The sequence below is a fragment of the Paenibacillus shunpengii genome (genome assembly GCF_042684905.1).
Classification (GTDB): domain Bacteria; phylum Bacillota; class Bacilli; order Paenibacillales; family Paenibacillaceae; genus Paenibacillus; species Paenibacillus shunpengii.
The window spans coordinates 294718-321159 of sequence record NZ_JBHUMJ010000004.1 but is presented as its reverse complement, the minus strand read 5'-3'; the positions used below and the strand labels follow the sequence as shown (position 1 = coordinate 321159).

The 26442-nt window shown below is 46.8% G+C and carries 23 protein-coding genes; 4 read left to right on the top strand and 19 right to left on the bottom strand.

Annotated elements, in window-relative coordinates; genetic code table 11:
- Positions 1 to 22: 22 nt before the first annotated feature.
- From ACFSVM_RS17840 to ACFSVM_RS17825, 4 genes are all read right to left on the bottom strand, one after another.
- Positions 23 to 1888 (bottom strand): bifunctional homocysteine S-methyltransferase/methylenetetrahydrofolate reductase, encoded by a 1866-nt coding sequence (locus ACFSVM_RS17840; protein WP_076313160.1) that lies wholly within the window; start codon positions 1886 to 1888, stop codon positions 23 to 25.
- A 179-nt stretch (positions 1889 to 2067) separates the two neighbouring features.
- The gene (locus ACFSVM_RS17835; protein WP_076313161.1) at positions 2068 to 2754 is read right to left on the bottom strand and encodes a copper homeostasis protein CutC; all 687 of its coding nucleotides are present in this window, start codon (positions 2752 to 2754) and stop codon (positions 2068 to 2070) included.
- A gap of 129 nt (positions 2755 to 2883) precedes the next feature.
- The gene (gene dapF / locus ACFSVM_RS17830) at positions 2884 to 3717 is read right to left on the bottom strand and encodes a diaminopimelate epimerase (RefSeq protein ID WP_076313162.1); all 834 of its coding nucleotides are present in this window, start codon (positions 3715 to 3717) and stop codon (positions 2884 to 2886) included.
- A gap of 155 nt (positions 3718 to 3872) precedes the next feature.
- On the bottom strand, positions 3873 to 6662 hold the full coding sequence (locus ACFSVM_RS17825) for a calcium-translocating P-type ATPase, SERCA-type (RefSeq protein ID WP_076313534.1): 2790 nt from the start codon (positions 6660 to 6662) through the stop codon (positions 3873 to 3875).
- Between the two features lie 264 nt (positions 6663 to 6926).
- Between ACFSVM_RS17825 and ACFSVM_RS17820 the strand changes: the two genes are divergently transcribed.
- Complete coding sequence (locus ACFSVM_RS17820) at positions 6927 to 8672, top strand: Rqc2 family fibronectin-binding protein (protein WP_379263693.1); 1746 nt, start codon at positions 6927 to 6929, stop codon at positions 8670 to 8672.
- A gap of 160 nt (positions 8673 to 8832) precedes the next feature.
- On the opposite strand, the gene ACFSVM_RS17815 is transcribed toward ACFSVM_RS17820, so the two are convergent.
- The 9 genes from ACFSVM_RS17815 to ACFSVM_RS17775 all read right to left on the bottom strand — a co-directional run bounded on the left by ACFSVM_RS17815 (position 8833) and on the right by ACFSVM_RS17775 (position 17800).
- On the bottom strand, positions 8833 to 9687 hold the full coding sequence (locus ACFSVM_RS17815) for a PHP domain-containing protein (protein ID WP_379263691.1): 855 nt from the start codon (positions 9685 to 9687) through the stop codon (positions 8833 to 8835).
- Positions 9688 to 9728: 41 nt separating this feature from the next.
- The gene (locus ACFSVM_RS17810) at positions 9729 to 10643 is read right to left on the bottom strand and encodes a selenium metabolism-associated LysR family transcriptional regulator (RefSeq protein ID WP_379263689.1); all 915 of its coding nucleotides are present in this window, start codon (positions 10641 to 10643) and stop codon (positions 9729 to 9731) included.
- Positions 10644 to 10780: 137 nt separating this feature from the next.
- Positions 10781 to 11218, bottom strand: a complete 438-nt coding sequence (locus ACFSVM_RS17805) for a hypothetical protein (RefSeq protein WP_047910946.1) — start codon at positions 11216 to 11218, stop codon at positions 10781 to 10783.
- Between the two features lie 258 nt (positions 11219 to 11476).
- Entirely contained in the window at positions 11477 to 11743 is a 267-nt protein-coding gene (locus ACFSVM_RS17800; RefSeq protein WP_047910945.1) for a YlbG family protein, read from the bottom strand.
- Between the two features lie 87 nt (positions 11744 to 11830).
- Positions 11831 to 12271, bottom strand: a complete 441-nt coding sequence (locus ACFSVM_RS17795; protein ID WP_090725449.1) for a YlbF family regulator — start codon at positions 12269 to 12271, stop codon at positions 11831 to 11833.
- A gap of 119 nt (positions 12272 to 12390) precedes the next feature.
- Complete coding sequence (locus ACFSVM_RS17790; RefSeq protein ID WP_379263686.1) at positions 12391 to 14298, bottom strand: helicase-associated domain-containing protein; 1908 nt, start codon at positions 14296 to 14298, stop codon at positions 12391 to 12393.
- Position 14299: 1 nt separating this feature from the next.
- Positions 14300 to 15985: a DNA repair helicase XPB gene (locus tag ACFSVM_RS17785; RefSeq protein ID WP_076313168.1), complete on the bottom strand. Its 1686-nt coding sequence runs from the start codon at positions 15983 to 15985 to the stop codon at positions 14300 to 14302.
- A gap of 89 nt (positions 15986 to 16074) precedes the next feature.
- Positions 16075 to 16509 (bottom strand): CBS domain-containing protein, encoded by a 435-nt coding sequence (locus ACFSVM_RS17780; protein ID WP_076313169.1) that lies wholly within the window; start codon positions 16507 to 16509, stop codon positions 16075 to 16077.
- Between the two features lie 100 nt (positions 16510 to 16609).
- A complete protein-coding gene (locus ACFSVM_RS17775; protein WP_379263683.1) occupies positions 16610 to 17800 on the bottom strand; it encodes a M20 metallopeptidase family protein in 1191 nt (396 codons plus the stop codon).
- A 164-nt stretch (positions 17801 to 17964) separates the two neighbouring features.
- On the opposite strand from ACFSVM_RS17775, the gene ACFSVM_RS17770 reads away from it, so the two are divergent.
- Positions 17965 to 18312 carry a YugN family protein gene (locus ACFSVM_RS17770; RefSeq protein ID WP_076313171.1) on the top strand — a complete coding sequence of 116 codons (348 nt, stop codon included), beginning with the start codon at positions 17965 to 17967 and terminating at the stop codon, positions 18310 to 18312.
- A gap of 13 nt (positions 18313 to 18325) precedes the next feature.
- Positions 18326 to 19597: a putative lipid II flippase FtsW gene (ftsW, locus tag ACFSVM_RS17765; protein ID WP_379263680.1), complete on the top strand. Its 1272-nt coding sequence runs from the start codon at positions 18326 to 18328 to the stop codon at positions 19595 to 19597.
- Positions 19598 to 19716: 119 nt separating this feature from the next.
- On the opposite strand, the gene ACFSVM_RS17760 is transcribed toward ftsW, so the two are convergent.
- The gene (locus ACFSVM_RS17760) at positions 19717 to 20079 is read right to left on the bottom strand and encodes an Asp23/Gls24 family envelope stress response protein (RefSeq protein WP_047910938.1); all 363 of its coding nucleotides are present in this window, start codon (positions 20077 to 20079) and stop codon (positions 19717 to 19719) included.
- A 163-nt stretch (positions 20080 to 20242) separates the two neighbouring features.
- Here ACFSVM_RS17760 and cax point away from each other — a divergent pair, with 163 nt between their 5' ends.
- Complete coding sequence (cax, locus tag ACFSVM_RS17755) at positions 20243 to 21304, top strand: calcium/proton exchanger (protein ID WP_090725445.1); 1062 nt, start codon at positions 20243 to 20245, stop codon at positions 21302 to 21304.
- A 75-nt stretch (positions 21305 to 21379) separates the two neighbouring features.
- Here cax and ACFSVM_RS17750 read toward each other — a convergent pair whose 3' ends face one another.
- The 5 genes from ACFSVM_RS17750 to ACFSVM_RS17730 form a co-directional block, all read right to left on the bottom strand.
- The gene (locus ACFSVM_RS17750) at positions 21380 to 21676 is read right to left on the bottom strand and encodes a YlaN family protein (RefSeq protein ID WP_047910937.1); all 297 of its coding nucleotides are present in this window, start codon (positions 21674 to 21676) and stop codon (positions 21380 to 21382) included.
- A 141-nt stretch (positions 21677 to 21817) separates the two neighbouring features.
- Positions 21818 to 22063 (bottom strand): HPr family phosphocarrier protein, encoded by a 246-nt coding sequence (locus ACFSVM_RS17745; RefSeq protein WP_379263677.1) that lies wholly within the window; start codon positions 22061 to 22063, stop codon positions 21818 to 21820.
- A gap of 100 nt (positions 22064 to 22163) precedes the next feature.
- Positions 22164 to 23279: an aminopeptidase gene (locus ACFSVM_RS17740; protein ID WP_379263675.1), complete on the bottom strand. Its 1116-nt coding sequence runs from the start codon at positions 23277 to 23279 to the stop codon at positions 22164 to 22166.
- A gap of 124 nt (positions 23280 to 23403) precedes the next feature.
- Positions 23404 to 24162: a hypothetical protein gene (locus tag ACFSVM_RS17735; RefSeq protein WP_090725442.1), complete on the bottom strand. Its 759-nt coding sequence runs from the start codon at positions 24160 to 24162 to the stop codon at positions 23404 to 23406.
- Positions 24163 to 24362: 200 nt separating this feature from the next.
- The gene (locus tag ACFSVM_RS17730) at positions 24363 to 26384 is read right to left on the bottom strand and encodes a sensor domain-containing diguanylate cyclase (protein WP_090725440.1); all 2022 of its coding nucleotides are present in this window, start codon (positions 26382 to 26384) and stop codon (positions 24363 to 24365) included.
- Positions 26385 to 26442 lie beyond the last annotated feature (58 nt).

Here is a 26442-nt window from a genome sequence, read left to right as displayed (position 1 = left end):
TGATACTCTATTTAGCCGGATTCTAGGTCTTAATTACACGGCCTGATTTCTCCCACACATAGTGAGTCAGCTCTTCACTCATTCCATAGAACATGAACGGAGTCATTATATAGATTCCATTAAAATGCTCCATCGCTACGTCCAGCAGCTCCTTCGCTATTGCCGTACCTACCTTGCGGCCCTCTTCGCCTTCGAGCCCCGCCATTCTTTCTCTGACTGCGTCCGATAATTGAATACCTGGCACCTCATTGTGCAAATATTCTGCATTTCGACCACTTGCGAGCGGCATAATTCCTACAAATATCGGAATATCCAAATGGCTCGTTGCTTCCTTGAGCTGTACAAACAGCTTAGGATCATAGATTGGCTGGGTCATAATATAGTCTGCACCTGCAGCAATCTTCTTCTCGAGACGCTGTACCGCCTTCTCCAAATATTTCACATTCGGATTAAATGCGGCACCTACAATGAAGTCGGCTTTTTGCTTAAGCGGTTTACCGGAGAACGCTATTCCACTGTTCAGCTGCTTGATCATTCGTATAATTTCAAATGATGTCAGATCATAGACAGAGCTTGAATCCGGAAGGTCTCCGAACCTTGCAGGGTCCCCGGTTACTGCCAGCACATGATCAATGCCCAGTGCATCAAAGCCCATGAGATGGGACTGGGTTCCGATCATATTGCGGTCCCGGCAGGCGATATGAATCAGCGGTCTCAGGCCGGTCTGCTCCTTCGCCAAATATCCAAGCGCCATATTGCTCATCCGGGTTACCGCGAGAGAATTATCAGCCAGTGTCAACGCATCAACTCCAGCCTTCTTCAGACTCTTCGCTCCGGTTAGAAATTTCTGAATATCAAGATCACGCGGAGGGTCAAGTTCAACGATGACGGTGTGGCGTTCTTTAACCAAGTCTACAATTGTAGGCTCTGTTCGAATCGTGCCTGCTGCACTTCCATCGGCAAGCGTCTCGGATACGGAGTCCGGCAATGGCAGAAGCTCATCATCGACTACCGTTAATGGAGCTGCCTCATAAGTATCAAGAGCTGATACCATGGCTTTAATATGCTCCGGTGTCGTACCGCAGCATCCGCCGATAATCCGTGCATTCAAATCAGCGAACCGGACGGCGCTCTGACCGAAGTATTCAGCAGAAGCACCATACCGGTATTCCCCGTCAACGTATTCCGCCAGACCCGCATTCGGGAATACCGACATCGGAATTCCTAAATTCTGAACAGATTCCATCGCCCGCATAATACCATTAGGACCTGTCCGGCAATTAAATCCGATGACATCCGCGCCTTCTTTATGCAGAATCGAGAACGCTTCAGGCATTGTGAATCCATCGAACGTACGGCCGACATCATCAATAGCAAACTGGCAAATGATCGGCAGATCAGTCAACTTCTTAACCTGTCGAACAGCAATGACAAGCTCCTCCACATCATAGAAGGTTTCAAGCAATACCCCGTCAATTCCCTCTCCCACTAGAGCGGATATCTGCTGTTCAAAATAAAGATTCAGCTTGGCAGCGGAAATATCTGCTCTCTTACCCGCGCGAATGGCTCCGACTGCGCCAACCACAAACCCTTTATTCCCCATGGCTTCCCGCGCAACCCTAACACCCGCCCGGTTGATTGCCTCAACTTGATCTTCAAGTCCATATTTGGATAGGTTAACGTAATTCGCAGAAAATGTATTTGTTTCAATGAGCCTAGCTCCCGCTTCAATGTATCTGCGATGAACATCCTTGACCATCTCGGGGGATGTCAGGTTTAATTCCTCGTAAGAAACGCCGACCGGCACACCCATTTGATAGAGCTGTGTTCCCATAGCGCCATCGCCAATAATGACTTCATTCTTCAACACTTCACGTAAATCAGCCATCGTTCTCCTCCCGCCAATTCCAATTTATTCACACTAATGTAACACAAATGGGAGGATTGTTTAAGCAAAAAAAGCAGGCTGCTGCCCTATAGTAGATAATAGGCAAATATCTCTTTCTCCGTTGTAGCAAGCTTATAAATATGCATATGCTTTTCTGTATTACTTTTTCCTGCACCCTTTTATTTTTGGATGCAATCAGAGAGGGCGCGCAGTTCGGCAGGATTGATCGGCTGAAGACCAGACTGATCGTAGCGGACGGCAGAGCCGAAGTGGATCTCTGTTACACCGGTTTGCTCAATAAAGTTCGTGATCATTTCTCTCTTCAAGCCACTGCCCGCTAGAATACAAAGGTGGCTTCCTGCTGCCTGTTCCACAAGTCTGCGAATTTGCGGAATCGACTGGGGGGCCGGCTTCGGACCGCCGGAGGTGAGAACTCTCGTTACTGCAGGATACTTCGCAAGAGTACTGAGACCCTCCAGCTGATCCTCCAGCTCATCAAAGGCACGATGAAACGTCACCTGCAGATCACCAGCTGACTTGAGCAGCAGCTCTAACGTTCTAACATCGATTTTGCCATCTGGTGTCAGCGCCCCAAGTACAACGCCTGCTGCACCTGTCTGCCGGATTGCCTCAATCTCGGCAGCCATCGTTTCCACATCGGTCTCACTATAAACGAAGGAACGGCTATGTGGACGCACCATGACATGCACGGGAATGCTGACAGACTTCACCACTTGGGAGACAAGACCGATTCCTGGAGTTAAGCCACCTTCAGTAATGGCCGTAATCAGCTCCAAGCGATTGGCACCGCACTTCTCTGCCGTAACGGCGTCGTCCACGGTCGTTGCTATAATCTCTAACAGCATAACTAATCACTCCTTATCCATTTGTCGGTATTCCGTATGATTCCATAAAAAAAGCACGCCCATCAACCAAAACGATGGTTAATGGGGATGCCTTCAGATTTATAACTTTATAATAGTATTCCGATTACCTCAGTTCGTAGTTCCTGTATATACAATCTCGGCAGGTCCTGACATGTATACATGGTTATCTTCCTCACTCCACTCAATATACAGATCACCGCCCTTTAGACTGATCCAGGCTTCACGATCCGTTACATCATTCAGAACAGAGGATACCAAGGTAGCACAAGCCCCGGTTCCACAGGCGAGCGTGGGTCCTGCGCCGCGTTCCCATACCCGCATATCTACATGCCTGCGATCCTTCACCGTTGCAAATTCAACATTCGTTTTGTTAGGGAACAACGGATGTACTTCCATTTTAGGTCCCCATGCGGCCAGATCAAAGCTCACCGCATCATCAACATAAATTACACAGTGTGGATTACCCATAGATACTGCAGTGAACCGGAAGCCGCTGCCTCCCACCTCTATAGGTTCATTCACCACTGGATTTGCATCAATTGTCGTCGGCACCTTAAGACCGTCAAGCTGAGGTTCTCCCATATCCACACGCACCGTCTCCACTTTACCGTCCTTTACAGTCAGCTGAACGGGCTGTACGCCTGCCCCAATCGTACGAATCGTAATCTCTTCCCGGTCAATATGTCCGTTATCGTACACATATTTGGCAACACAGCGAATTGCATTACCGCATTGTTCAGCCTCTGTACCATCCGAATTAATGATGCGCATTTGGAAATCCGCCGTATCGGAAGGCAAAATAAATACAAGCCCATCTGCTCCGATCCCAAAGAATCGATCGCACCATTTTATCGCCAGCTCAGCCGCGTTAGCGGGAAGCTCTTGTTCTCCATATACGACAACAAAGTCGTTACCCAGTCCATGCATTTTCGTAAATTCCATGACGTAACTCCGCTCCTTTTGGCACTCCAGATCGAACGAACCATTCATGATAGCTATTATAAATAGGCTCATTCTCTCCAGCCTATCCTGCTAAAATATGATAAGCATTTGACTTTTTCAGGATAGCATACCTCAAGGAGCGAAGGAAATCTACTTTATGCTGAAAACTTTGTATTTTTTGGTGTGTAGCCTCCGGTAGTCAATCTCCTACGGTTACGGCGTCCTCCCCATACACTGCCGATTCCAAGCAGGAATGTAGGAATTCCGGCAGCAACGATAACAAGCGCCCACTCTCTTAGATCAAGCGGTACAGTTTTGAAGATCGGCTGCAGTTGAGGCGTGTACATTACGATAAGCATCAGAATGACAGATGACAGAACCGCAAGAACCAAATATTTATTCTGCAGCGGGTTCCGATGGAATATGGATCTTGAGCTTCGGCAGTCAAATACATGGATGAGCTGTGCCATGACAAGGGTTGCAAAAGCTACGGACTGGGCTTTAACAAGCTGTCCTTCACTATCGGGTGCGGCCTGTAACGTTAACCAGAATGCCCCCAGCGTACATAATCCGATCAGCACACCACGGCTAATAATCTTCCAGCCCAGTCTTCTTGCAAAAATGTTTTCTTTCGCAGAACGCGGTTTATGCTCCATTAGATCTTTCTCCGGCTGGTCGACTCCTAATGCCATTGCTGGCAGCCCGTCGGTCACAAGATTGACCCATAGAATCTGAATCGGCAACAGTGGCAGTGGTAGACCTGCCATCATGGCGAAGAACATCGTCAATATCTCTCCGACATTGGAAGCGAGCAAATAACGAATAAATTTTCTTATGTTCTCATATATATTTCGCCCTTCCTCAATAGCCGAAACAATGGTAGAGAAATTGTCATCACTTAGTATGAGAGCAGAGGCTTCCTTGGTTACATCCGTACCTGTGATCCCCATCGCAATCCCGATATCTGCGGCTTTGATCGCAGGCGCGTCATTAACACCATCTCCTGTCATCGCAACCACGTGCCCTTTGCGCTGAAGTGATTTTACGATCCTCAGCTTATGCTCCGGAGATACTCTTGCATAAACATAGGTCTGCTCGACTTCATTGTCCAGCTCCTCATCACTTAATGAAGCAAGATGCTGACCTGTCAGTACCTTGCCATCCCGCGGCAATATGCCAAGCTGATGTGCAATCGCCTCCGCTGTCATGGAATGGTCACCCGTAATCATGACTGTCTTGATTCCGGCTCTTCTGCAGGTTGCAATCGCATCACGTACCTCCTTGCGTGGAGGATCAATCATCCCGGCTAGACCCACAAAGATCAGCTGACTTTCTGCTTTCTGTTCACTATCAACGTGTTCTTCCGGCTTCACTTCACGATAGGCCATGCCCAGCACTCTCAAAGCCGAGCTTGCCATTCTCTCTCCCGCTGCCGTAACCCTCTGTCTCAGCGTCCCTGTAAATGGCACTACCTTGCCTTCCCACATGATGTAGGTGCATTCCTGGATTAATACGTCCGGCGCACCTTTAGTAAAGATCAGTCTTCCGCCCTGATGCTTCATCATGACAGACATCAGCTTCCGTTCCGAGTCGAATGGAAACTCCTGCACACGCTCATATAAGCCAGACAGGCTTTGCGGTGATACACCGGCTTTGGAGGCAAGCGTAACCAGGGCTCCTTCTGTTGGATCCCCCTTCAGTCTCCACTCCGTCTCCTCCAGCAGCTTTTTGCCGTTTCGCATATCTCCGGCCGGAACCTCTTCGATCTGCGCATTGTTGCAAAGTGCACTAATCTGGAACAGTCTGCGAAGAGATTGATCACTCTTCAAGTCCACGATTTGGTCTTGATACGTAATTTCTCCGGAAGGACTGTATCCTTCCCCGGACACCTTCAGATGACGTCCGCCCTGCCATACATCCGTTACCGTCATTTTGTTCTGCGTCAGTGTTCCCGTCTTATCCGAGCAAATGACCGAGGCCGATCCCAGTGTTTCAACCGAAGGAAGCTTGCGGACAATGGCCTTCCGTTTGATCATACGCTGTACACCAAGCGCAAGCGCAATCGTTACAATCGCAGGCAGACCTTCAGGGATTGCGGCTACAGCAAGGCTCACACCTGCCAGGAACATCCCCACTGCCGGTTGTCCATGCAGAATACCTGCCACAACAACCAGAACGGTAAGTACCAGGGCAACGACGATTAATATTTTGCCTAGCTGCTCAAGTCTGCGCTGCAAAGGTGTCTCCTGCGCTTCGGTATTCTGGATCAGATCAGCGATTTTGCCCATTTCGGTATCCATACCGGTGCGAATTACGATTCCCTTCGCTGTTCCTCTGGTCACCATCGTGCCCATGAAACCGATATTCTTCTGATCACCGAGCGGGATTTCCTCTTGCTGAATGATTCTGCTATGCTTGCTAACCGGCACAGATTCTCCCGTGAGCGCAGATTCTTCAACATCACAGTTGCTGGCTGCAACAAAGCGAATATCGGCCGGAACGCGATCTCCGCTCTCCAGCATGACAATATCTCCCTGGACCAAGTTTTTGGCCGGTATTTGCATTACCTTACCGTTCCGCAGCACCTTAGAAGTCGGCGCAGACAATTTCTTGAGCGCGCTGAGCGATCGTTCGGCACGAAACTCCTGTACAAACCCAAGGATTCCATTCAGCAGAATAATCGCGATAATGGTGATAGCATCCAGATATTCGCCCAGCAGCCCGGATACAAGTGTGGCACCAACCAGAACAAGCACCATAAAATCCTTGAATTGATTCAGGAAAAGGGTGATCGGTGAGATCCCTTTCCCTTCGGACAGCTCGTTAGCTCCTGATTTTTGTTGCCTCTCTTCCGCTTCGGCTTCTGTCAGACCTATCTGCGGGTCAACATTCAAGCTGGCCCCAAGATCCTCTATACTCATCTGATGCCAATTCTTATGCTCCATCACGTACAGTTTCCCCTCCCGGTCTTTAGTCCTGTGCCTGTCCAGTGTCATGACTTGCCCGAATCAAAATAGGATTCATATCCTTCAATAAGCAGCGCCAATCTTGCCGGACAAACTTCTAACATTACTGTATTCGGACAAGGACTGAATTATCACATCTAAAGAGCTCTTAAGTTTTTGTCAAAACTATGGCATGATAGTAAGAAGTGAATCTAACCGTTCACGGCCACGAACCAAAGCTTAAGATGGGAGAACACTAAACTTATGGCACTAGACGGAATCGTCGTCCGCGCAATTGTAGACGAACTGCAAGCCTGCGTTGGCGGACGCATCAATAAAATACATCAACCTAATACACATGATATCGTAATCAGCCTTCGAGCAGGCCGGGAGAATGCCAAGCTGCTGCTGTCAGCAAGCCCTACCTATCCCCGGGTTCATTTTACAGAGCAAACCTTCATTAATCCGACGGAAGCCCCCATGTTCTGCATGCTGCTTCGCAAACACTGTGAGAGCGGTATTATTGAGAAGATCAGTCAGGTTGGTATGGAAAGAATGATTCACATCGACGTAAGGCAGCGAGACGAGCTGGGGGATGTATCTGTAAAACGGATCATTATTGAGCTGATGGGACGGCACAGCAACATTATTTTGCTTGATCCTGCATCAGGCACCATGATGGATGGCATCCATCACGTCACTCCGGCGATTAGCAGTTATCGGGTGATCATGCCCGGATTTGCTTATACCGAGCCGCCTCAGCAGAACAAGCATCATCCTTTAACAGCCGGCTCAGCTGAGTTTGAAGCCTATACAGCCTATGAAGGGACAGCTGCCAAGTGGCTTGTCGATACCTTCAGTGGTATAAGTCCACTCATAGCCGAGGAGATCGTGTATCGAGCCCAGCTTAGCGGAGAGCCGAAGTCTGAGGCTCTGCCGAGATTGATACAGGCCTTTAGTGAAGTGATGAGCCTTGTATCTTCGGACCAGTTCAGCCCTGTGATCGGTCAGAATGCGAAGGGAAAAATGGTGTTCTCAGCCATTCCTCTTACACATCTGAACGAAGAGCTCACCTCATTCTCTTCAATCAGCAAATGCATGGAGGCGTATTACGGCGAGAAGGCTGAGCGGGACGCGGTCAAACAGAAGGTGAGCGATCTGCTCCGCTTTTTGCAGAACGAGCGTAACAAAAATGTGAAGAAGCTGGACCACTTGCAGAAGGATCTTGCCGAAGCTGATGATGCAGATCAATATCGAATCTACGGTGAGCTTCTATTCGCATCGCTGTATGCTATTCAGAAGGGGGACAAGGAAGCTGTTCTTCCCAACTTTTATGATGAAGAGCAGAAGGAAGTGCGAATCCCGCTGGATCCGCTTCTTACACCTTCAGACAACGCACAACGCTACTTCAAGAAGTACAACAAATATAAGAACAGCCTGCAGATCATCGAGGATCAGCTGAAAAAGACGCGTGAAGAGATTGATTATATGGACAATCTCCTTCAGCAGCTGTCCATCGCCTCCATGAGCGATATCGAGGAAATTCGCGAGGAACTGGTGTCTCAGGGATATTTACGGGATCGCAGCAAAAAAGGCACTAAGAAAAAGAAGAAAAACCATTTGCCGACCCTGCATGTGTTCACATCATCAGAAGGCATTGAAATCTGTGTAGGCAAAAACAATCTGCAAAACGAATATTTAACTAACCGTCTTGCAAGCTCAGGAGATACCTGGCTGCATACGAAGGATATTCCCGGCTCGCATGTTGTGATCCGGGCGAGTTCTTTTGGCGAAGAGACGCTTGAAGAAGCTGCACAGCTGGCTGCATATTACAGCCAAGCCAAGGAATCGAGCAGTGTTCCCGTAGACTACACCCTGGTCAGACATGTGAAGAAACCGAACGGTGCAAAGCCCGGTTTTGTTATTTACGATAATCAGAAGACATTATTTGTTACGCCGGATGAGGCGCGGATCAAACAGCTGCCGAGCACGATCAAGAACGGATCCTGACTTAGAGCAGATCATTTGAAGACGTAAAGATAGACAAAACACCTTCAGAAAATGCAGCCATTTCACGAGAATGGCGACACTTTTGAAGGTGTTTTTTAGATTAGGGATGTTTCAGACTGCTTCAGGTATTTGATGCTTCAGTTTCACGTTACGCTGCAGCTTACTTTCCGTTTAACTCTTCCAGAACTTCTGCAGCCACGGTTACGCTTCCCAGATCACCGTGGAAGACGACACCCTGTCTCTCCCCGTGAAAATCGGATCCGCCTGTTATGACAAGACTATATTTCTCGGCCATCGCCCTATACCGCGCTTCTTCCTCCAGGCCATGATCGGAGTGGTAGACCTCAATGCCCTCGGGCTTACCCTGCTCAATAATTTCCTGTACTAGCTCATCATCCCCGTACAATCCAGGATGAGCCAGAACAGGCTTACCGCCAGCCTCTCTAATCCATTCCATCGCCTCAGCCGGTGATACACGCGGAACACTGACAAATCCCGGCTTCCCTTCAGCCAGATACCGATCAAATGCTTCGCGCATGTTCTTAACATAACCTTTGTGAACAAGTGCATCGGCAATGTGCGGACGTCCAATCGTCTCATCCTTGTCCAAAGGTCTGTTCATGACACGGATTACGTCATCCATCGTCACTGACAGCCCAAGCTCCTGCAGCTTCTCCAGAATACGTGTATTCCGCTCTTCCCGGGTGCGTCGGAGTGATTCGAGCCGCTCTAGAAATTTAGTGTTGTGTATATCAACAAAATAGCCAAGCACGTGAATATCCTTACCTCCGGCCCGGGTGCTGATTTCAACACCTGGAACGACCTGAATGCCGTATTGTTCTCCCGCTCTGATGGCTTCCTCTACACCGGAGACGGTATCGTGATCCGTAATCGCCACTGCTGCAAGACCTCTAGCTGTTGCAAGCCGGACATTTTCTGTTGGAGACTGCATGCCGTCTGATGCCAGCGTATGCGTATGCAAATCACAGCGATTTGTTCCGTGCTCCATAGACATGTTCAGACTACTCCTTTCGTCATTCGCTCGTCAGAGTCATTTTAATCATCACTTTCGTCTAATGACTGCGCCTGCTTCTTCAAATAATTCAAGAAGGTTACCGCTGAAATAGGCAGCATGGAGGATTTAGAATACACCTCGTAAAATTCCCGTTTGAACTCAATATCCTTCAGCTCCAGTATCTTTAAGAGACCGAGTGTCACTTCATGCTTCACTGAAGAAGGCGATATAATCGTAATTCCTACACCGGCCTCGACAGCGGATTTAATAGCTCCGGTGCTGCCCAGCTCCATCACCGTGTTCAGCTTTGATGGATCAACCCCGTGCTCACGGATTGCATCCTCCATCACTTGCCTTGTTCCCGATCCCTTCTCACGCACAATAAATGGATACTCAAGCAGATCATGCAGCCCGATCTCTTCCTTATACGTCAGCGGGTGATTGCCTGGAACGATCAGTTTCAGCTCATCACGCATTGCAGGCTGAACGATTAAATCCGGGTGCGAGAGCGGCGCCTCAATCATTCCAAAATTCAGCTGATGCTTCATAATTCCATCAATTATTTGAGTCGTGTTCATCACATTCATGACAATGGATATATCAGGATGCCTCTTGCCGAAGGGGCCAAGCAGGCGAGGCAGGACATATTCACCAATTGTCAGGCTGGCGCCAATCAGCAGCCTGCCCTGAAGCTTGTCCGTAAAGGAAGACATCGCTTCATCCGTTTCACGAAACAGCTCCATGCTGCGCAAGGCATAAGGGAGCAATGCTTCTCCAGCCTCCGATAACTCGATCTTCTTCGTTGAACGATGAATCAGCTTCGTGCCGAAGTAATCCTCCAGTGATTGAATCTGCATTGTAACTGCTGGTTGTGTCATATGTAAAGCCTGAGCTGCTGCAGAGAAGCTCCCTTTGTCCGCAACGGTATAAAAAATGTGTAGCTGGTGAAAGTTCATCTTGATCTACTCCCCCTTAAACTTTTCTTATTGTAACCGATCCACAAAAAAAAGTGTGCATATATGCACACTTTTCGATCAAAGCGATTACTCCACTACGAAGCTATTCTGTTAAACAAAGCTAGCTAGGCTTCGTACTACTTTCTCTTACGGCTGTTCTTCACCAGCGTCATTCGTCTAGAATGCCGCAGCCAGGAATAGTAAGTCTTCAAGTCACGCAGTTCAATCGTCTCTGACATCCGTCCAAGGAAAGTGACAATGATCATTTTGTGAAGCGGATTCCCTGTAATATCATATTCACCAGGCAACTCAGAGAATTCAGCAACCACGACTAGATCACCATCAATGAGATAAACATCTTGCTCATTCCGATAGTAGGGTGAAATCCTGTTCTGCTTGAGGCACTCCCAGAGCCATGCTGCGATGTTCTCAATATCGTTATTATCCTGTCTTACTCGGTCCGCATATCTTAGCTTAGCATGGTTCGTAATGACAACATCAGCTACTCTCTTATCACCTAGAGCCACATAAAAAGGTTCGTAAGTGCTCCAGCGCTGCATCAACTTGTCTCGCATGGGATATCACTCTCCACAAGATAGGTCTTTCTATCTACATATTTAACCAATATATTACAACATAAGTCCCGATAGCTCAAGGTAAAATTGCTTCTTGTGATAAGAAATTTGAGTTGTTAGTATGTCAATCAAAAAAATCATCCGACGGCAGCCCTATCTGATCGCTTGATTAATTCAAAAATATGAAAATAAAGAGCGGCCTATGGGCCGCTCCTCCGGATTGTATATGAAATTCCTTCCCGATGTATTTACACCAGGTTAAATCCCGCCGTAAAAGCTGGTTTTGTCCGGAATGTCCTTACTGTACTCCGTTTTAATCTCATTTCGATATGAACGTTCAATCTTGCGAACATAGGATAGTCTTTTGACATTCTTCATTGTATCCTCTGCGCGCTCTGCGTTCACATACATTACGACGTAATGCATTCTTCTTGAGATATAATGTACTGTGCCATATTTTTCTAGATTGCGAGCAGCTTTTAGATCACTGACCCATATGATATATCCTGTTCGCTGTGCAAACATACGAAATTCACCTCTTCTTCAGATTTTGCTATATCTGTCTATTGCAAAATCCTCCTTGTACCGGCATCGGCATTCATGAAGAATAAATCAGCCGCCGCAACCGCAGCTTCCGCCCCCGCCGCAGCCGCCTTTTGGTGAAGGATCGTTGCTAGGAACTTTAATGGAACTAGAAACGGAAAAAGCGATCGTCTCAGACATCTGATGCAGCATATCGTCTAACTGTGCCTCAGCTTCCTTAAAACGTCTAACTTCTTCAAAAGTTTCAAGCTGATCCTCTACAGCCTTAACTTCGTCTTTGGCACTATGATAATTGGGGTGGAAATGCCCAAAGCGCTCCGTTTCCGCAAATAGCTCCTTTTTGTCCGAAAGACGTCGGACCCATACTTGAATTTCCGGATTCTGCTGAACCCGCTCTTTCCAATATAAATAATCTGTTACTAACGTAGATTGGTTAATCATATCGCCTAGTTCATAGGCGTATGACAGCACTTGGGCCATATCAACCGTATTTAGCTCAGATACGCTCATGAAAATTCATCCCGATCTATATCAAAGTTCCATTTCTTTTCGGAAAAGGACTATATCTATCATAACATATCAGCCTATACATAAGAAGAGTTTTGTCTCTATCTTGCTGGCTAATTAACTTATTTTGGTAAAATAAGGGACATTTTTGTCCATTCTGAAGGTACAAGTGTACTCTTCTCGACTACGTTTATCACTCTATCCGGCGCAAAATAGCCGTTTACTGACCAAGGCTCGCCTCTGCCAATCGACTCCGGGATAAATTCTCTACGTATTCCTGCACATTCGATGCCGAGCCGAATCCGCCAGGAAATAGCCTGCTGAACCATTTGTTTAGCTGTTGAAGGATGATATTCCCGCCATTCCTCATACCAGGACTTCGGTATCGATCTGAAATCAGGCATCAGATTAGAAATGTCGGGTGTATCTTCTACCTTTTCGTAATAGTGCAGATTGTTTCCGGTATATACGAAGCCTTGTCTGCCTGTTTCTGCACAGAACCTCACAGCGAGCTCCGCCTGCTCCTTCGTCAGCGGATAGATCCGGGTATCAGGACTAAGACCTTTAATGCCCTTTGCAGGAGAGAGGCCCATCGCAGTCAGGTGTTTCTGTATTTCATTCAGCTTGTCCTTGTTTACAATGAAATGGTTCGGGCCAATGCGCTCCATATCTGAGCGCCATACCGAATAAGACGGATGAGCCTCAATCGCATCCGCATCCTTCAGATTGGCGCATCTTAGCAGAATAACCGCTTCGAAAGTCGTCTTCCCGAGCTCAGCTCCCCATTGCTCCAGTGTTAACCGGACTTGATCGGGTACGCCGGTCTCGCTGTATTGCTCAAGCCACTCCATTACCGTATCCGGCTCGAGTCCATGCTCAGCCGCAAGATGAAGCCGCTCCTTGGTCAACTTGTATATCGTCATTCGATCCCTAGCCTTCAGCTCTGCACAGCCCTCCAATATCCATGTTAGACGTTTGGAAGCGCTCTGCGGCACCATGATTTCAAAGTCAGGCTGCACGAAGATCCCTGAATAACGATTCTCAGATCGAACCTCATCTCGATCCTCGGCCCGATCCGCATCATCATCAACAGGCTCCTCAAATCGAAAATAATAAGTCCCGTCCGTAGAGGAGCCTAATTCTCCATAGCCAAAGGCAGCCAGGAGACGTACCCAGCCTGTGGCAGCATCAGCAAGCTCGGTAGTTGTCATCTGCCTTGCAAATCCATTATCCACTAAGCATGTGCAGAGCATGTCCAGACTGAGCCATGACAGTCCAGCATCTCTTCTTCCACAGCAGGTCAGCAGACTGCGAAAATGCCGGGCCCCCGGTATCGGTGATCCATACCTCTCTACCGCAATATGATAAATGTTCTGCCTCATCTGCTCATTTGACAGGTCCAGCCAGCTGTTTAATACATCCTCATCAATCGTGATCTGTCCTTCCTCTTTGCGTACCAGACCCAGACTAAACAGCAGATCCATGATGACTGCAATATGCACCGGATAAACATCCGGATGTGCGTAAGATAGAGCAAGCCCTTCGAAATCGGAAGACTGGAGAACGGTCATTTCCCCCAGCCTTCCCAGCGTCTTTTTATGTATCGTCCCTTTGGCAGTCAGAGGCATGCCATGAATCGCAATATAAGACAGGATATGAAGAACTTCCCCTGTAATATCTGATTTCGCTTCAAGAAGGACATGCTCCACCATGGAATCATGATCACCTGACAGAGGCAGCTTAGGCAGTATGATTCGTTCTGTCAGCCATACTAAATGCGCGGAAGGAATATAATAGATTTGTTCTCCCCACGTTTTCTTTACCGTCTTCAACAGTTGAAGACCTCTTAACCGAAGAACCGCAAGATCCAGCTCCAGCCCACTAAGCTGACCCGACAGCTCCTCCTGAAGGGAGTCAAGCTGCAGCGCCGAGCTGCCGAACAGCCGAAAGGCTGTCAAATACAGCAGCCTCTCTTGCTGATTTAATTGCTCCATACTTTTCTCGAATGCCATTTGTTCTGGGTTAGCCATTTTATAGCGTGGCCTCCTTCTCAGCGGCTACATGATATTCATACCCCTGCTCAATAAGAAACATTTGTCTCTTTAACGCAAAATCCTGTTCTCTTGAATCCTTGGATACCAAGGTATAGAAATAAGCTTTATTAGCCCCTTCCTTGGGACGCAAAATTCTCCCAAGACGCTGTGCTTCTTCCTGTCTTGAGCCATAGCTTCCCGATACCTCAATCGCAAGCGCAGCATCAGGTAGATCGACAGCAAAGTTAGCGACCTTTGAGACAATCAGCGTAGTAATCTTTTTCTTGCGAAAATCGGCAAACAGGCGGTTTCTTTCCTGCTGAGAGGTTGCACCTGTTATAATCGGCACCTGTAATTCTTCAGCAAGCAGCTTCAGCTGGCCTACGTATTGACCAATAATGAGTGCCGGCAGATCCGGATGACTGTCAAGCAATCGCTTCACTACTGGGAGCTTAGCAGGATTCTCAGAGGCCAGTCTAAATTTCTGCCTTGGTTCGGCATACAAGTATTTTTGCTTCAGCTCCTCCTCCATAGGTACACGAATCTCTCTGCAGTCCACCTCAGCAATCCAGCCTTGCAGCTCCAGCTCTTTCCAGGGCATGTCATAACGCTTTGGACCGATAAGTGAAAATACATCCTGCTCACAGCCGTCCTCCCGGACCAAAGTGGCCGTGAGACCAAGTCTTCTCGTAGCCTGGATGTCAGCTGTAGCCCGAAATACAGGGGCAGGAAGCAAATGCACCTCATCATATATGATGAGCCCCCAGCTGCGCTCTCCGAACAATTTCATATGTGTAAATTCATCATTTTGGTTTTTGCGATGAGTCATAATTTGATAGGTGGCCACAGTAACGGGTCTTACTTCCTTCGTCTGCCCGGAGTATTCGCCTACAGAGGCTTCCGGAATTGTCGTCTTCTCATTAATCTCCCTGATCCACTGTCTAACAGAGGTCGTGTTGGAGGTCAGAATGAGCACCTCACATTGCAATCGTTCCATCACAGCGATTCCGATAATCGTCTTGCCCGCGCCACAAGGGAGTACGAGTACACCACTTCCACCAAGTCCGTCTGATCCTTCAAAGGCGTTTGCCGCTTCCATCTGATAGTCCCGAAGTTGAAATTCCTGGGTCCCCTTGCCCTGCTCTATTGATTTCCACGAGAAGGCAAGTGGACTTCCATGCTTATACCCCGCCTGGTCCATAACAGGATATCCGATACGAATGAGCTGCTGTTTAATTAGCCCGCGATCCTTCGCAGGTATTAGAAGCTTCGTATCGGTTAATCGCTCAAAAGAATACGAGGATAGCGCCTTATGTGACTGAATTTGGTCAATCCATTTGGCCTCTTCGCTTACAAGTATGCATTCTCCAGTCTCATCATCCGATTGAAGCTTTAACTTCCCATACTTTTCTACAATTCCGCGAACATCCTGAATCAGTGACGCAGGAACATTCCACCTGGACACCATCACAAGGCTCTCTATAATATCGTCAGCACTGTACCCCATTGCAGCTGCACTCCACAGGGTGAGTGGGGTCATTTTATATGTATGAAAAGCAGGAGGACTCTTCACCAGTTCCGCATAAGGTGCAATTTGTTCTCTAGCGGTCTCATAGCTTGGATGGCCTGTTTCAAGTAATATCGTAAAATCCCGCTGCACAATACAAGCTTTGTCTGCGTTCATATCTCTTCTCCTTCCAAAGAAAGAAAAGTCCAATTTCGCATGGGCGAAAATGAACTTTTCTGGCACATTTCATGCAAGTGGATGCTGGATCAATGTAAATGCTCCGAAATTTGCGTCAATGCCTCCCCCGCATTATCAGCAAGCAGATGAGTGACCGCCAAATCACCCAAAGAGACGATACCTATCAGCTGATCCCCTTCGATGACGGGAATTCTGCGAATCTGGTATTTAGCCATCAGCTCAGCTGCTTCATCTGCTGTGGTATCCTTCGTCACGGTATGAACCTTCTTCGTCATGACCTCTTCAACACCGGTTGACCCTGAATGCTTGCCCGCGTACCCTCGGAGCACAAGATCGCGGTCTGTTACGACACCCACCAGCTTAGAGCTGTTCTCCGTTTCTACAATCGGAATAAAGCCTGTATCCTGATCCTTCATCATCACGGCTATATCATAGATATGTTTATCTGCTGAAACCGTCGCTACACCGGTAGACATCACTTCAGACACCATTTTTTTTGTCATCCGAAGACCTCCTAATCATGAAATTTAAGCCTTGCATTTCATCATTAGGTTAACCCGAACTAGCCAAAGGTATTATGAAATTGATTCAACTTATTAAACATTATGCATGCACGGTTGATGTAATATACTCCTCAGCATAGCTTTTTGTCATTTGTATGAATAATTGCATGGCATCGAGCATCGCCTGCTCGTCAAAATCAAACTTGGGATGATGATGCGAATAGATCGCTCCGGTATTATCGCTGCCTGCACCCACAAACATGAAGCAGCCTGGAATCTCCTGCAAATAATAAGCAAAATCCTCAGCCGGCATCAGTTTTGGCGTTACACGCACTCGCTCTGCACCAAATGCCTTCGTCGCTGTATCAAAAAAACGGGCCGCTTCCTTGTCATCATTAACGACAGGCGGGTATCCCATCACATAATTGATGTTGTAGGTGGCTCCATATGCAGAAGCCACCTGCTCCGTAAGCTGATGAACACGATCTTTCATTATAGAACGCGTCTCGGCATCAAATGTGCGAACCGTACCGCTGATCGTAAAGTTCTCTGCAATTACATTTTGTGCAGAACCGCCTTTAATTGTCCCTATTGTTAATACAGCAGGCTGAAGCGGATCCACCGAACGGCTGACAACACTTTGCATCTGGAGCACAAGTGAAGCCCCGGCTACAATGCTGTCAATACTGTTATGGGGCATCCCCCCATGTCCGCCTTTACCTGTTAGTTCTATATAAAAGTCATCCGCAGCGGCCATCATCGCCCCAGGAGTGCTGGCATATGTGCCGAGCGGAATGGGTGTCCATAAATGAATACCGTAAATAACATCGACATCCGCTAATGCCCCGTCTGCTATCACTTTTGCTGCTCCTCCAGGAAGAAGCTCCTCGGCAGGTTGGAACAGAAACCGCACCTCACCAATGAAATCCTCTATATGTTCGCTCATATATGCCGCAGTACCCAGCAGGGTTGCCATATGTCCATCATGTCCGCAGGCATGCATTGCTCCGTCCACTTGAGACTTATAAGCGGTCTCCTTCTCATCCTGAATAGGGAGTGCATCCATATCTGCTCGAAGCATAACGACAGGCCCAGGTACGTTCGTTTGCAGGATGCCGATCACACCATGTCCACCTACATTTTTCATAACCTTAATACCAAAGGATTCAAGCTGTTCGGCAATAAACCTGGATGTATTCACTTCATGAAAGGAAAGTTCTGGATTCTGGTGAAGATAACGTCTCCACACAATCATTTGGTCAAGCCACTCATCTAAACTGCGCTCTCTCATAAAACGCCCTCCACCCCTTCTAATGTTTTCCTATCATTGTATCAGAAATTATGCTTAAACGATATGAAATGGCAGGTTATGGAAAGCTTGCACATGCTGAGGAAACATACTATCATGATATTTGTGAACACAAAGGAGCATTGTATAAGGAGGGTTCATCTTCTATGATATTTGAGAACACGGGCTTGGACGGTCTCAGAAGCGATCTTGCATACTTAGATGAAAGCGCGGAAAAGGCCGGCTTTGTTCGTTGGCAATGGGAATACTACCGCGCTACATACGACTACAAAATCGAAGACAGCAAATCAAAAAATGAATATTTCTTACGAATCAATACGCGTGTAATCGAGGGCAAGCTAGAGAAACCTGACACTATTTTATCTGTAGAAGCTGTATATATCGGAAGAGCAACTTTTCCTCACGGGCTGGAGTACGAAAGTGAAATTCCTGCTCCAGTGATGAGCCTTGCTAATGAGAAGATTAAGCAGCTCAAGGAATTGCTTGAAGCGTAATCAGGAACAGCCTATGAAGACAAAAGGAACAAGGCGTGTGCGAAGAGGTATGCCTGATTTTCAGTTACTCATCCTCACCTTGTTATTAGTAGGCTTTGGATTGATCATGGTTTACAGCTCGAGCGCAAGCATAGCCCTCGTCTCAGAAGATTACAACAATGATGCTCTTTATTTCACCAAGCGACAAGTGGTCTTTGCGATCCTCGGAGTTATTGGCATGTTTGTTGCCATGAACATTCCTTTTGCAAAGTACAAGCAATTATATATACCATTGTTTCTCCTAACTGTCATATTACTGTTAGCTGTGTTAGTTGTAGGTGCGGAAATTAACAACGCGAAGAGCTGGTTCTCTCTAGGGCCAATTAATCTTCAGCCTTCTGAAATTGCCAAGATTTCTCTCATTCTGTATTTATCCGCGCTGATTACCAAGAAGGGCGAACGGTTCCGTGATTTACGAACCGGCTATATTCCGGTCATGATTATTGTCGGCTTTGTCGCCGGACTGATCATGCTGCAGCCTGACTTTGGTACAACCTTCATTCTAGTCGCTACCTGCGGCCTTATTATCTATGCAGGCGGCGCCAGTATGAAGCATATCATGGGTTCAATTGGACTCTTAGTTGTCGGAGCGGGCATTGTCATTGGGGCAAAATATCTTATCGACTTAATGACAGGCAATACATCCGGCAATTCCGGCGGTTATCAGCTCGCCCGGTTTACATCATTCCTGAACCCGTTCTCTGATCCTACGAATTCATCCTACAACCTGCTTCACTCCTTGACTGCAATTGGACAAGGCGGGCTGACGGGGACTGGCATTGGTCAAGGCGTGATTAAGCTGCACTATTTACCGAATGCCTTTAATGACTTTATATTTGCCGTTATCGGAGAGGAGTTAGGTCTGATCGGAACGATATTGTTCCTTGGGGTTTATGTCTACTTTATCTGGCGCGGCTTTATTATTGCACTTCGCTGCAAGGACTCCTTCGGGACTCTAGTCGGCGTCGGTATTATGGGGTTAATCGCCATCCAGGCCTTCATTAATATCGGCGGGGTAACACAGACTATCCCTGTAACTGGAGTTACCCTTCCATTCATCAGTTATGGAGGTACGTCGCTACTGATTACGATGGCCAGCATTGGTATTATGCTCAGTATCTCCCGAGAGAATAGTCTTGATCAGCCCCAGGAAAGAGTCAAGTCTGTTCGCACCATAACAGAGGAGCAGCGCACCTCACCTGCTCTCGTTAATCGCAAAACCCAGAAGAGAACAACTTCGAAGTAAGTGTTGTAATAACGACAAAAGGACAGTTTGGTCATTTGACCAAACCGTCCTTTTTTTTGTCATTATCCGATTCCATTGCACAAGACCAGTAATCTGCCGTTTCATTACCTGTAACAGACTTACTGCTCATCTCCCTTGAATGACACGCCTTCAACTTTCACATTCACTTCAACTACCCGCAGTCCTGTCATGCTCTCTACGGCTACACGTACGTTCTGCTGAAGCATCCGGGACACCTCGTGAATTGGTGTTTCATACAAGACGATAATTCTTAGATCAATTGCCGCCTCTGTGGATCCAACCTCCACGGTTACGCCCTTCTGTACATTCTTACCGCTGAGGCGCTTGGCCCAGCCTTCGGACAACCCTCCGGACATTGCTGCAATTCCCGGAGTTTCGAGTGCCGCAAGACCAGCAATTTTAGCTACAACATCATTAGATATACGAATGTTGCCTGTTTCGATTTCGAGCTGCTCTGCCATGCCGAATCCTCCTTTGGCTTCATTACCCATATTTTAAAGCCTTTCACCCCTAAAAAGCAAATCTATATATCTCATCACTTACATAGTAAAGCCTGCTCATATTTTAGTTGAATGAGGGGATATTATAACAAGTATGTTTCTGTTCTATCAGGGGGCGATCTTTATGAACAAATTGACTTCAATCCTGCTCATCCTTACCTTCTGTTTAAGCGCTGCAGCACATTTTCTGCACCTTGATCCGCTTATACAGTTTATCCTATCTTCGATTGCCGTCATCTTCGTAGCTGCTTTTTTAGGAAAAGCAACCGAAAGCGTGGCGCACTATGCAGGGGAGCGGCTCGGCGGATTTCTCAATGCAACATTCGGAAATGCTGCAGAGCTCATCATTGCGATTTTCCTCGTGCGGGAAGGTCTATATGATATGGTAAAAGCAAGCTTGACCGGCTCTATCATCGGGAATCTTCTGCTCGTGCTTGGACTCAGCATATTCCTTGGGGGGTTGAAATACAAAACACAGAGCTTTAATGAATCGCTCGCCGGGATGAACGGCTCTCTCATGACCGTTGCCGTTATCGCCTTGTTCGTCCCTGCCGTCTTTCTTAACACCCATACAATTACAGAAAATCAGACGAAAACTTTAAGCTTGCTCGTGGCCGGCATCCTGATTGTGTCCTATCTGGCCTGGATTCTGTTCTCCATGATCACTCATAAGGACCTTCTGACGGATTACTCGGACGGTGCTGAGCCCGATCATGGTGAAAAGCCCAAATGGTCCAAGACACGTTCGATTATCTATCTTATTGCTGCTACCGTAATGGTTGCCTTTGTCAGTGAATGGCTTGTCGGAACGCTGGAGTCGCTTACGACTCAATTCGGTTTCAGTGAAGTATTCGTAGGAGCCTTTCTTGTCGCCATTATCGGAAATGCCGCCGAGCATAGTGCTGCTGTCCTGCTTGCCATGAAGAACAAAATAGGCGCAGCTGTAGAAATTGCCGTTGGCAGCAGCCTGCAGATCGCCTTGTTCGTTGCTCCCATTCTCGTATTTGTGAGCTTCTTCTCCGGTAATACAATGGATATCGTTTTCACCACTATTGAACTTGCTGCCATTGCAGTTGCCGTGTTCATATCCAAATCCATCACGCAGGACGGTTCCACGAACTGGTATGAGGGACTGCTTCTCATGGCGGTATATTGTATTCTCGGCGTCTCCTTTTTTCTTATCTGAGCGCTTCAGTCAGTCAAAAAACATACGAAAAAAGCATGCATCTCTCCATGCATGCTTCTATAAATGACCTTGCGCTTACTCCAGATTCCCTTTATTATTCAGCGCTTCATAGAGAACGGCTAAATTACGTTCAAGGTTATTCACCAGCTGCTTGCCTGTTTCCGCTGGAAGAAGTCCTGCACGAACAGCAAAATCAACTTCTTTGGAGAAACCAAATACTTGAGTATCTAATACTTCCTCATAGAGAGGGCAGTAACGTGTTGCCAGGTTCTCCATCTGTACTTGAATAAGCTTTTTTATTTTATCTGCATCTTCTTCAAGAAGACTCATCGCTTTGGAATTCAGTTGTTCTTGCAGATTTGATGAAGTCATGCACTCTTCCCCCCTATGTCCAGAATCTTGTACGACAATATATCATTAATATTAGACGAAAACCACGCTCAAGACAAGAACCTGCTAAAAAAAGCACCTTTACCATCAAGGTAAAGGTGCTTTCAATCGCTGCATAAGCTGTTATTCGGCTGCTATTACCACCGTCAAACCATGCTTAGCAAAGACTTCAGAGATTTCACGTTTCGCTTCATCGGCATCCGGTCCATGAACATGAAGTTCATACGTTTTATTGCCTACTAACGTAGTAAATAATCCAAGAATGCTTTTTACATCAATGTACTTGCTGTCTGAGTGAAGTACGATAGAAGAAGTGAACTTACTCGCAGTTTGAGCAATATCTACAACCGCTGCATTGTTACTCGACATAGGAATCCCTCCGTCTAATATCAGATCTCTAATGTAATATAACCAGCTTTATGATACCTTGAATCCGCTTTCTTAGCAACTGATTTTTCCATTACATCCATTAAACGAGATTTTCCGGATTCAAACCTTCCAGTTCTGGAATGACAAACAATCCGTCCTTGCGAATAAGAACATCATCAAAGTAGATTTCACCACCGCCATACTCAGGACGCTGAATCAGAACAAGGTCCCAATGGATGGATGACGTATTTCCGTTGTCTGTAACATCATATGCCTGACCTGGTGTAAAATGAAGACTTCCTGCAATTTTTTCATCAAACAAAATATCTTTCATTGGATGCAAAATATGCGGATTGAAGCCGATCGCAAACTCCCCAATATAACGTGCTCCTTCATCCGAATCTAGGATTTCATTCAGACGCTTCGTGTCATTGCTCGTTGCTTCCACAATCTTCCCATTTTCAAATCGGAATTTGATGTTCTCAAAAGTAATGCCATTATATAGAGTCGGTGTGTTGTAGCTGATCGTCCCATTCACAGAATTACGCACTGGGGCACTGTAAACTTCCCCGTCAGGGATGTTTTTCTCCCCTGCACATTTTTCTGCACCAATAGATTTGATTGAGAAAGTAAGATCTGTTCCCGGACCGGTAATCCGAACCTTGTCCGTCTTGCGCATAAGATCTGCCAGCGGATCTTGAGCTTTATCCATTTTGGCATAATCCAGGTTGCATACATCAAAATAAAAGTCTTCAAAAGCTTCTGTGCTCGTATTGGCCAGCTGAGCCATACTTGCGTTCGGATAGCGCAGGACGACCCATTTGGTACGTTTAACACGCTCTTCACTATGTACGGGATGCGAGTAGAGTGAGTTATACATTTTCATTTTGTCCTCAGGTACATCAGACAGGTCGTTCGCATTCTCGCCGGCTCGGATCCCTATGTAACAATCCATCAGCTCCATACGCTTCAAATCAATCTCTGCCCAGGTCTTCAGCATCTCTTCGGTAGCATTCTTGAGCATTGCACGTTGAACAGTCTTATCTGTAAGCTGAACGAAAGCATTTCCGCCTGCTTTACCGACCTCTTCAATAATCGCGTTGATGAGATCTCGCTCAGAACCGATCATTTCTACTAATACATTTTCGCCTGGCTGTACGTTCACTGAATAGTTCACCAAATTTTGCGCCAGCTTCTGAATTCTAGGATCTTTCATTGTCTTGCTCCTCCTTCAAGTTGGTTCATTTCTATTGTAGCACCCCTTTGTGTTTTGGGGTATCTATTTGGGGCAGCCCCTTCAGCCAACCTGGTTTTCAACTGTATACTTTGCTTAGTGATGCTTAGTGATACTTACTGAAATAAATATCTGTAATGAGCATTTCTTTCTCTTTCTTATTATTCTTATCAGTGACTTCATTCTCCGAGGAGAGTCTGATCGGTAAGCTGGATTGCTTATTTACGGTAAGATGATAAACCGATTTGACGGTTATATTCTTCACTCTTTGGTTAAGTTCATCATTCTCCTCATTCCATATTCTTTCCAGCTCCTTCATACATTGCCGCCGTTTGCTGCTGTCTACCTGGTTTGCAAGCTCAGGCAGCTCATCATGAAGCATCTGCATTTCTTTCTTCAGTTGATCGGCTATCCATTGACTGGCTTCATCTTCAGCAAGCTCAATTCGAATCATCTGCGTTCCCCGAGGGGCTCCTGACTCATTGCTGAATGCCTTTCCTTTCATATTACCGATCTTCTCCAGCTGTTCTACCGGGTTCAGCCGGGTCAAGCCCCCATAAGAGCTGTCCTCCATACGATCCGACATTCTCCACATCCCGGCCTTTCGCTCCATATTGACAGGATGAGAGTCTGTCTCTGCCTTATTGCTGCTGCTCGTCTCCAAACGGCCCTTGTATTCCTGACTTGTTACGACCAGCTTGTTATGGTTAGATAATGTCCCTTTATATTCAAAATGCTGGTTAAACTCGCCCTGCGCTGAAGTTCTAAGTCCTGCATGGCCTTCAAAGGTCATTTCCTCCTTACCAGCTAGTCCCGAAAGAGCTCGATGAAATGTCTCTTCAGGATCAAGGGAATTGTTGAACATCCCGCATCCGCTCATGCTGAATAGCGATAAAGTCACAATCGATATTAGAATAGTGCGTAATCTCAATCTTCGCATAATAAGTCACTGCCCTTCAGGCTATATAGTATCGTCGGTTGTTAGGTTTCCCGTTGAACAGTGCTTATATCCAGTGCAGCCAAATAAAAAAACATCCGCCGTAATACTACCCCAGCGAATGTTTGTTATCGGTCAATCATTTTATGTTCGACTACAATCCGATTTCTGCCGCCATTTTTGGCCGCATAGAGCGCCATGTCCGCACGATAAAAAAGAGATTCCAGGCTTACCTGATCATCAAGCCAGCACCATTCCCCGATACCTATCGATACCGTGATGGAAGGAGTCGTCGATTCGGGTACCCGCTGCCGGATCGTTTCTGCGATCATTTTGGCCTGCTCACTGCTTACCTGAGGCAAATAAATTGCAATCTCTTCTCCTCCCCATCGCGCACAGAGATCATTGGGTCCAGCCGACTCTCGAATAATATTCCCTACTTGCTTGAGAACGGCATCTCCCACCTGATGACCGTAGCTGTCGTTAACTTGTTTGAATTGATCAATATCAATGATGATAAGGGAGCCGCAAAAATCTGTGCTCTGTCGTTCCTCAATCATACGGTCTACATAATGTCTGACGTACAGTCCAGTCAGTGCATCAACGGTCGCCAGCCGCTTCACTTCAGCGTGCAGTGTTGCATTCGTAACAGCCAGTCCAATATGAACGGCAAGCATATCCAGAAATCGGAAGTTGTTATAAGAGAAATATTGCTTCTTCTGATGTGCTACAAGCACTGTGCCTTCTACCTGTCCGCTGATTCTCAAAGGAACCGCCATCATCGACATAGAGCCTGTTGTCTCCATGAAGAAGGAGCTTGGACCATTGTAGTTCTCATAATTAAACAATATAAAAGGTTCTCCGCTCTTGTATACTTGCCCGCTGATTCCCGATAAGGAAAAAGTCTCGTTCCGGAGTGCAGCAACATTGGAGAACATTACATGGAAGCGTTGGTCTTCCGGGTTCAGCTTGAGAATACAGCAGGATTGAGCCTTGAATATGCGAATCAGCTGCTGAACTGCATACTCATATATATCCGTGAGCTGCAGACTCCGGTTCAGACGTTTGGTCAGCTCATCTATCATCCGCAGTTCTTGAATGAGTGTACCGGATTGTTCATGCAGCTTGGCATTCTCATACGCAGTCCCCGCTGTGTCCGCCATCATGGTAATCAGCTTCAGATCTACATCTTCAATCCATTCCTGATTGCCTTCGATATGAAACACACCATAAGTCCCTTGTTTGCCTCTGAAAGGAATACCGATCTCATATTGATGCCGTGTGGAAGGCTGGGTAATAATCCGTTCCTCCGTAAAGGCACGAACACATACAGAGCTGTTATCTCCATGCAGATATAACGGCTTAACTCTCGGGTCATCCATGCCGCCGTCCTGTGACATATAGAGCGTGAGATTTACCGCAGGAAAAAGAAAAGCAACACTGTCGAACACCTCTTCCAGCACTGCGCTCACATCCATCTTCTCCTGCATTCGCTGGACGATTTGAAGGAGGATGGATCTGCGCCGGTTCTCATTATCAGACAGCTTGTGGATATGAAGCATATCCGCTAGAAATAGATGTTCAAACCGCCGGTAAAAACAAGATTGATAGTGATACTTGGAGGATAAGAGCAAGTCTGCAAATCCCTCTGTCACCCGTTCCTGCATGACCGCAATACATAAAAAACCTAATTGTTTCTGCTCGCTCCGGGAATACAGAGGAAGAGTAAACAAACTGTAATCTTCCGCTTCTGACAAGTTATGCTCGATGATCGCCTCCGAAGCCACGGAATGCCCCATTCGCTCTGCTAGGATTTGTTGAATCTTCTGCTGAGCCGCTTTCTTTACAGAAGAGAATCCTTCACCTTGGACAGCAAGACATGTACCACTTCCGCTCCATATAGAAAAAATGGCTTCATTAAAGGAAGGGATCGTCAGCATTTGAATTCGCCATTCCTCAAAAGCATCCTTAAGGATCCGTTCGATGTGCTCTGTATCAAATACGTTGACGTCCAAAAATTCCAGCCAATGTTGCTCTATATGGAGATCGTTGGAGCTATCACTAGAGTTTCGATTATATTTCTCCGGCTTAGGTCCCTCCAGCAAGAGATCTTCCATCTTGTAAGCAGATTTATGAAGGTGTTCTGTCATAAAAGCGGCACTCCTTTGCACAAACCAAGACTAGATAGTCATCTTTGTATTAATGTAC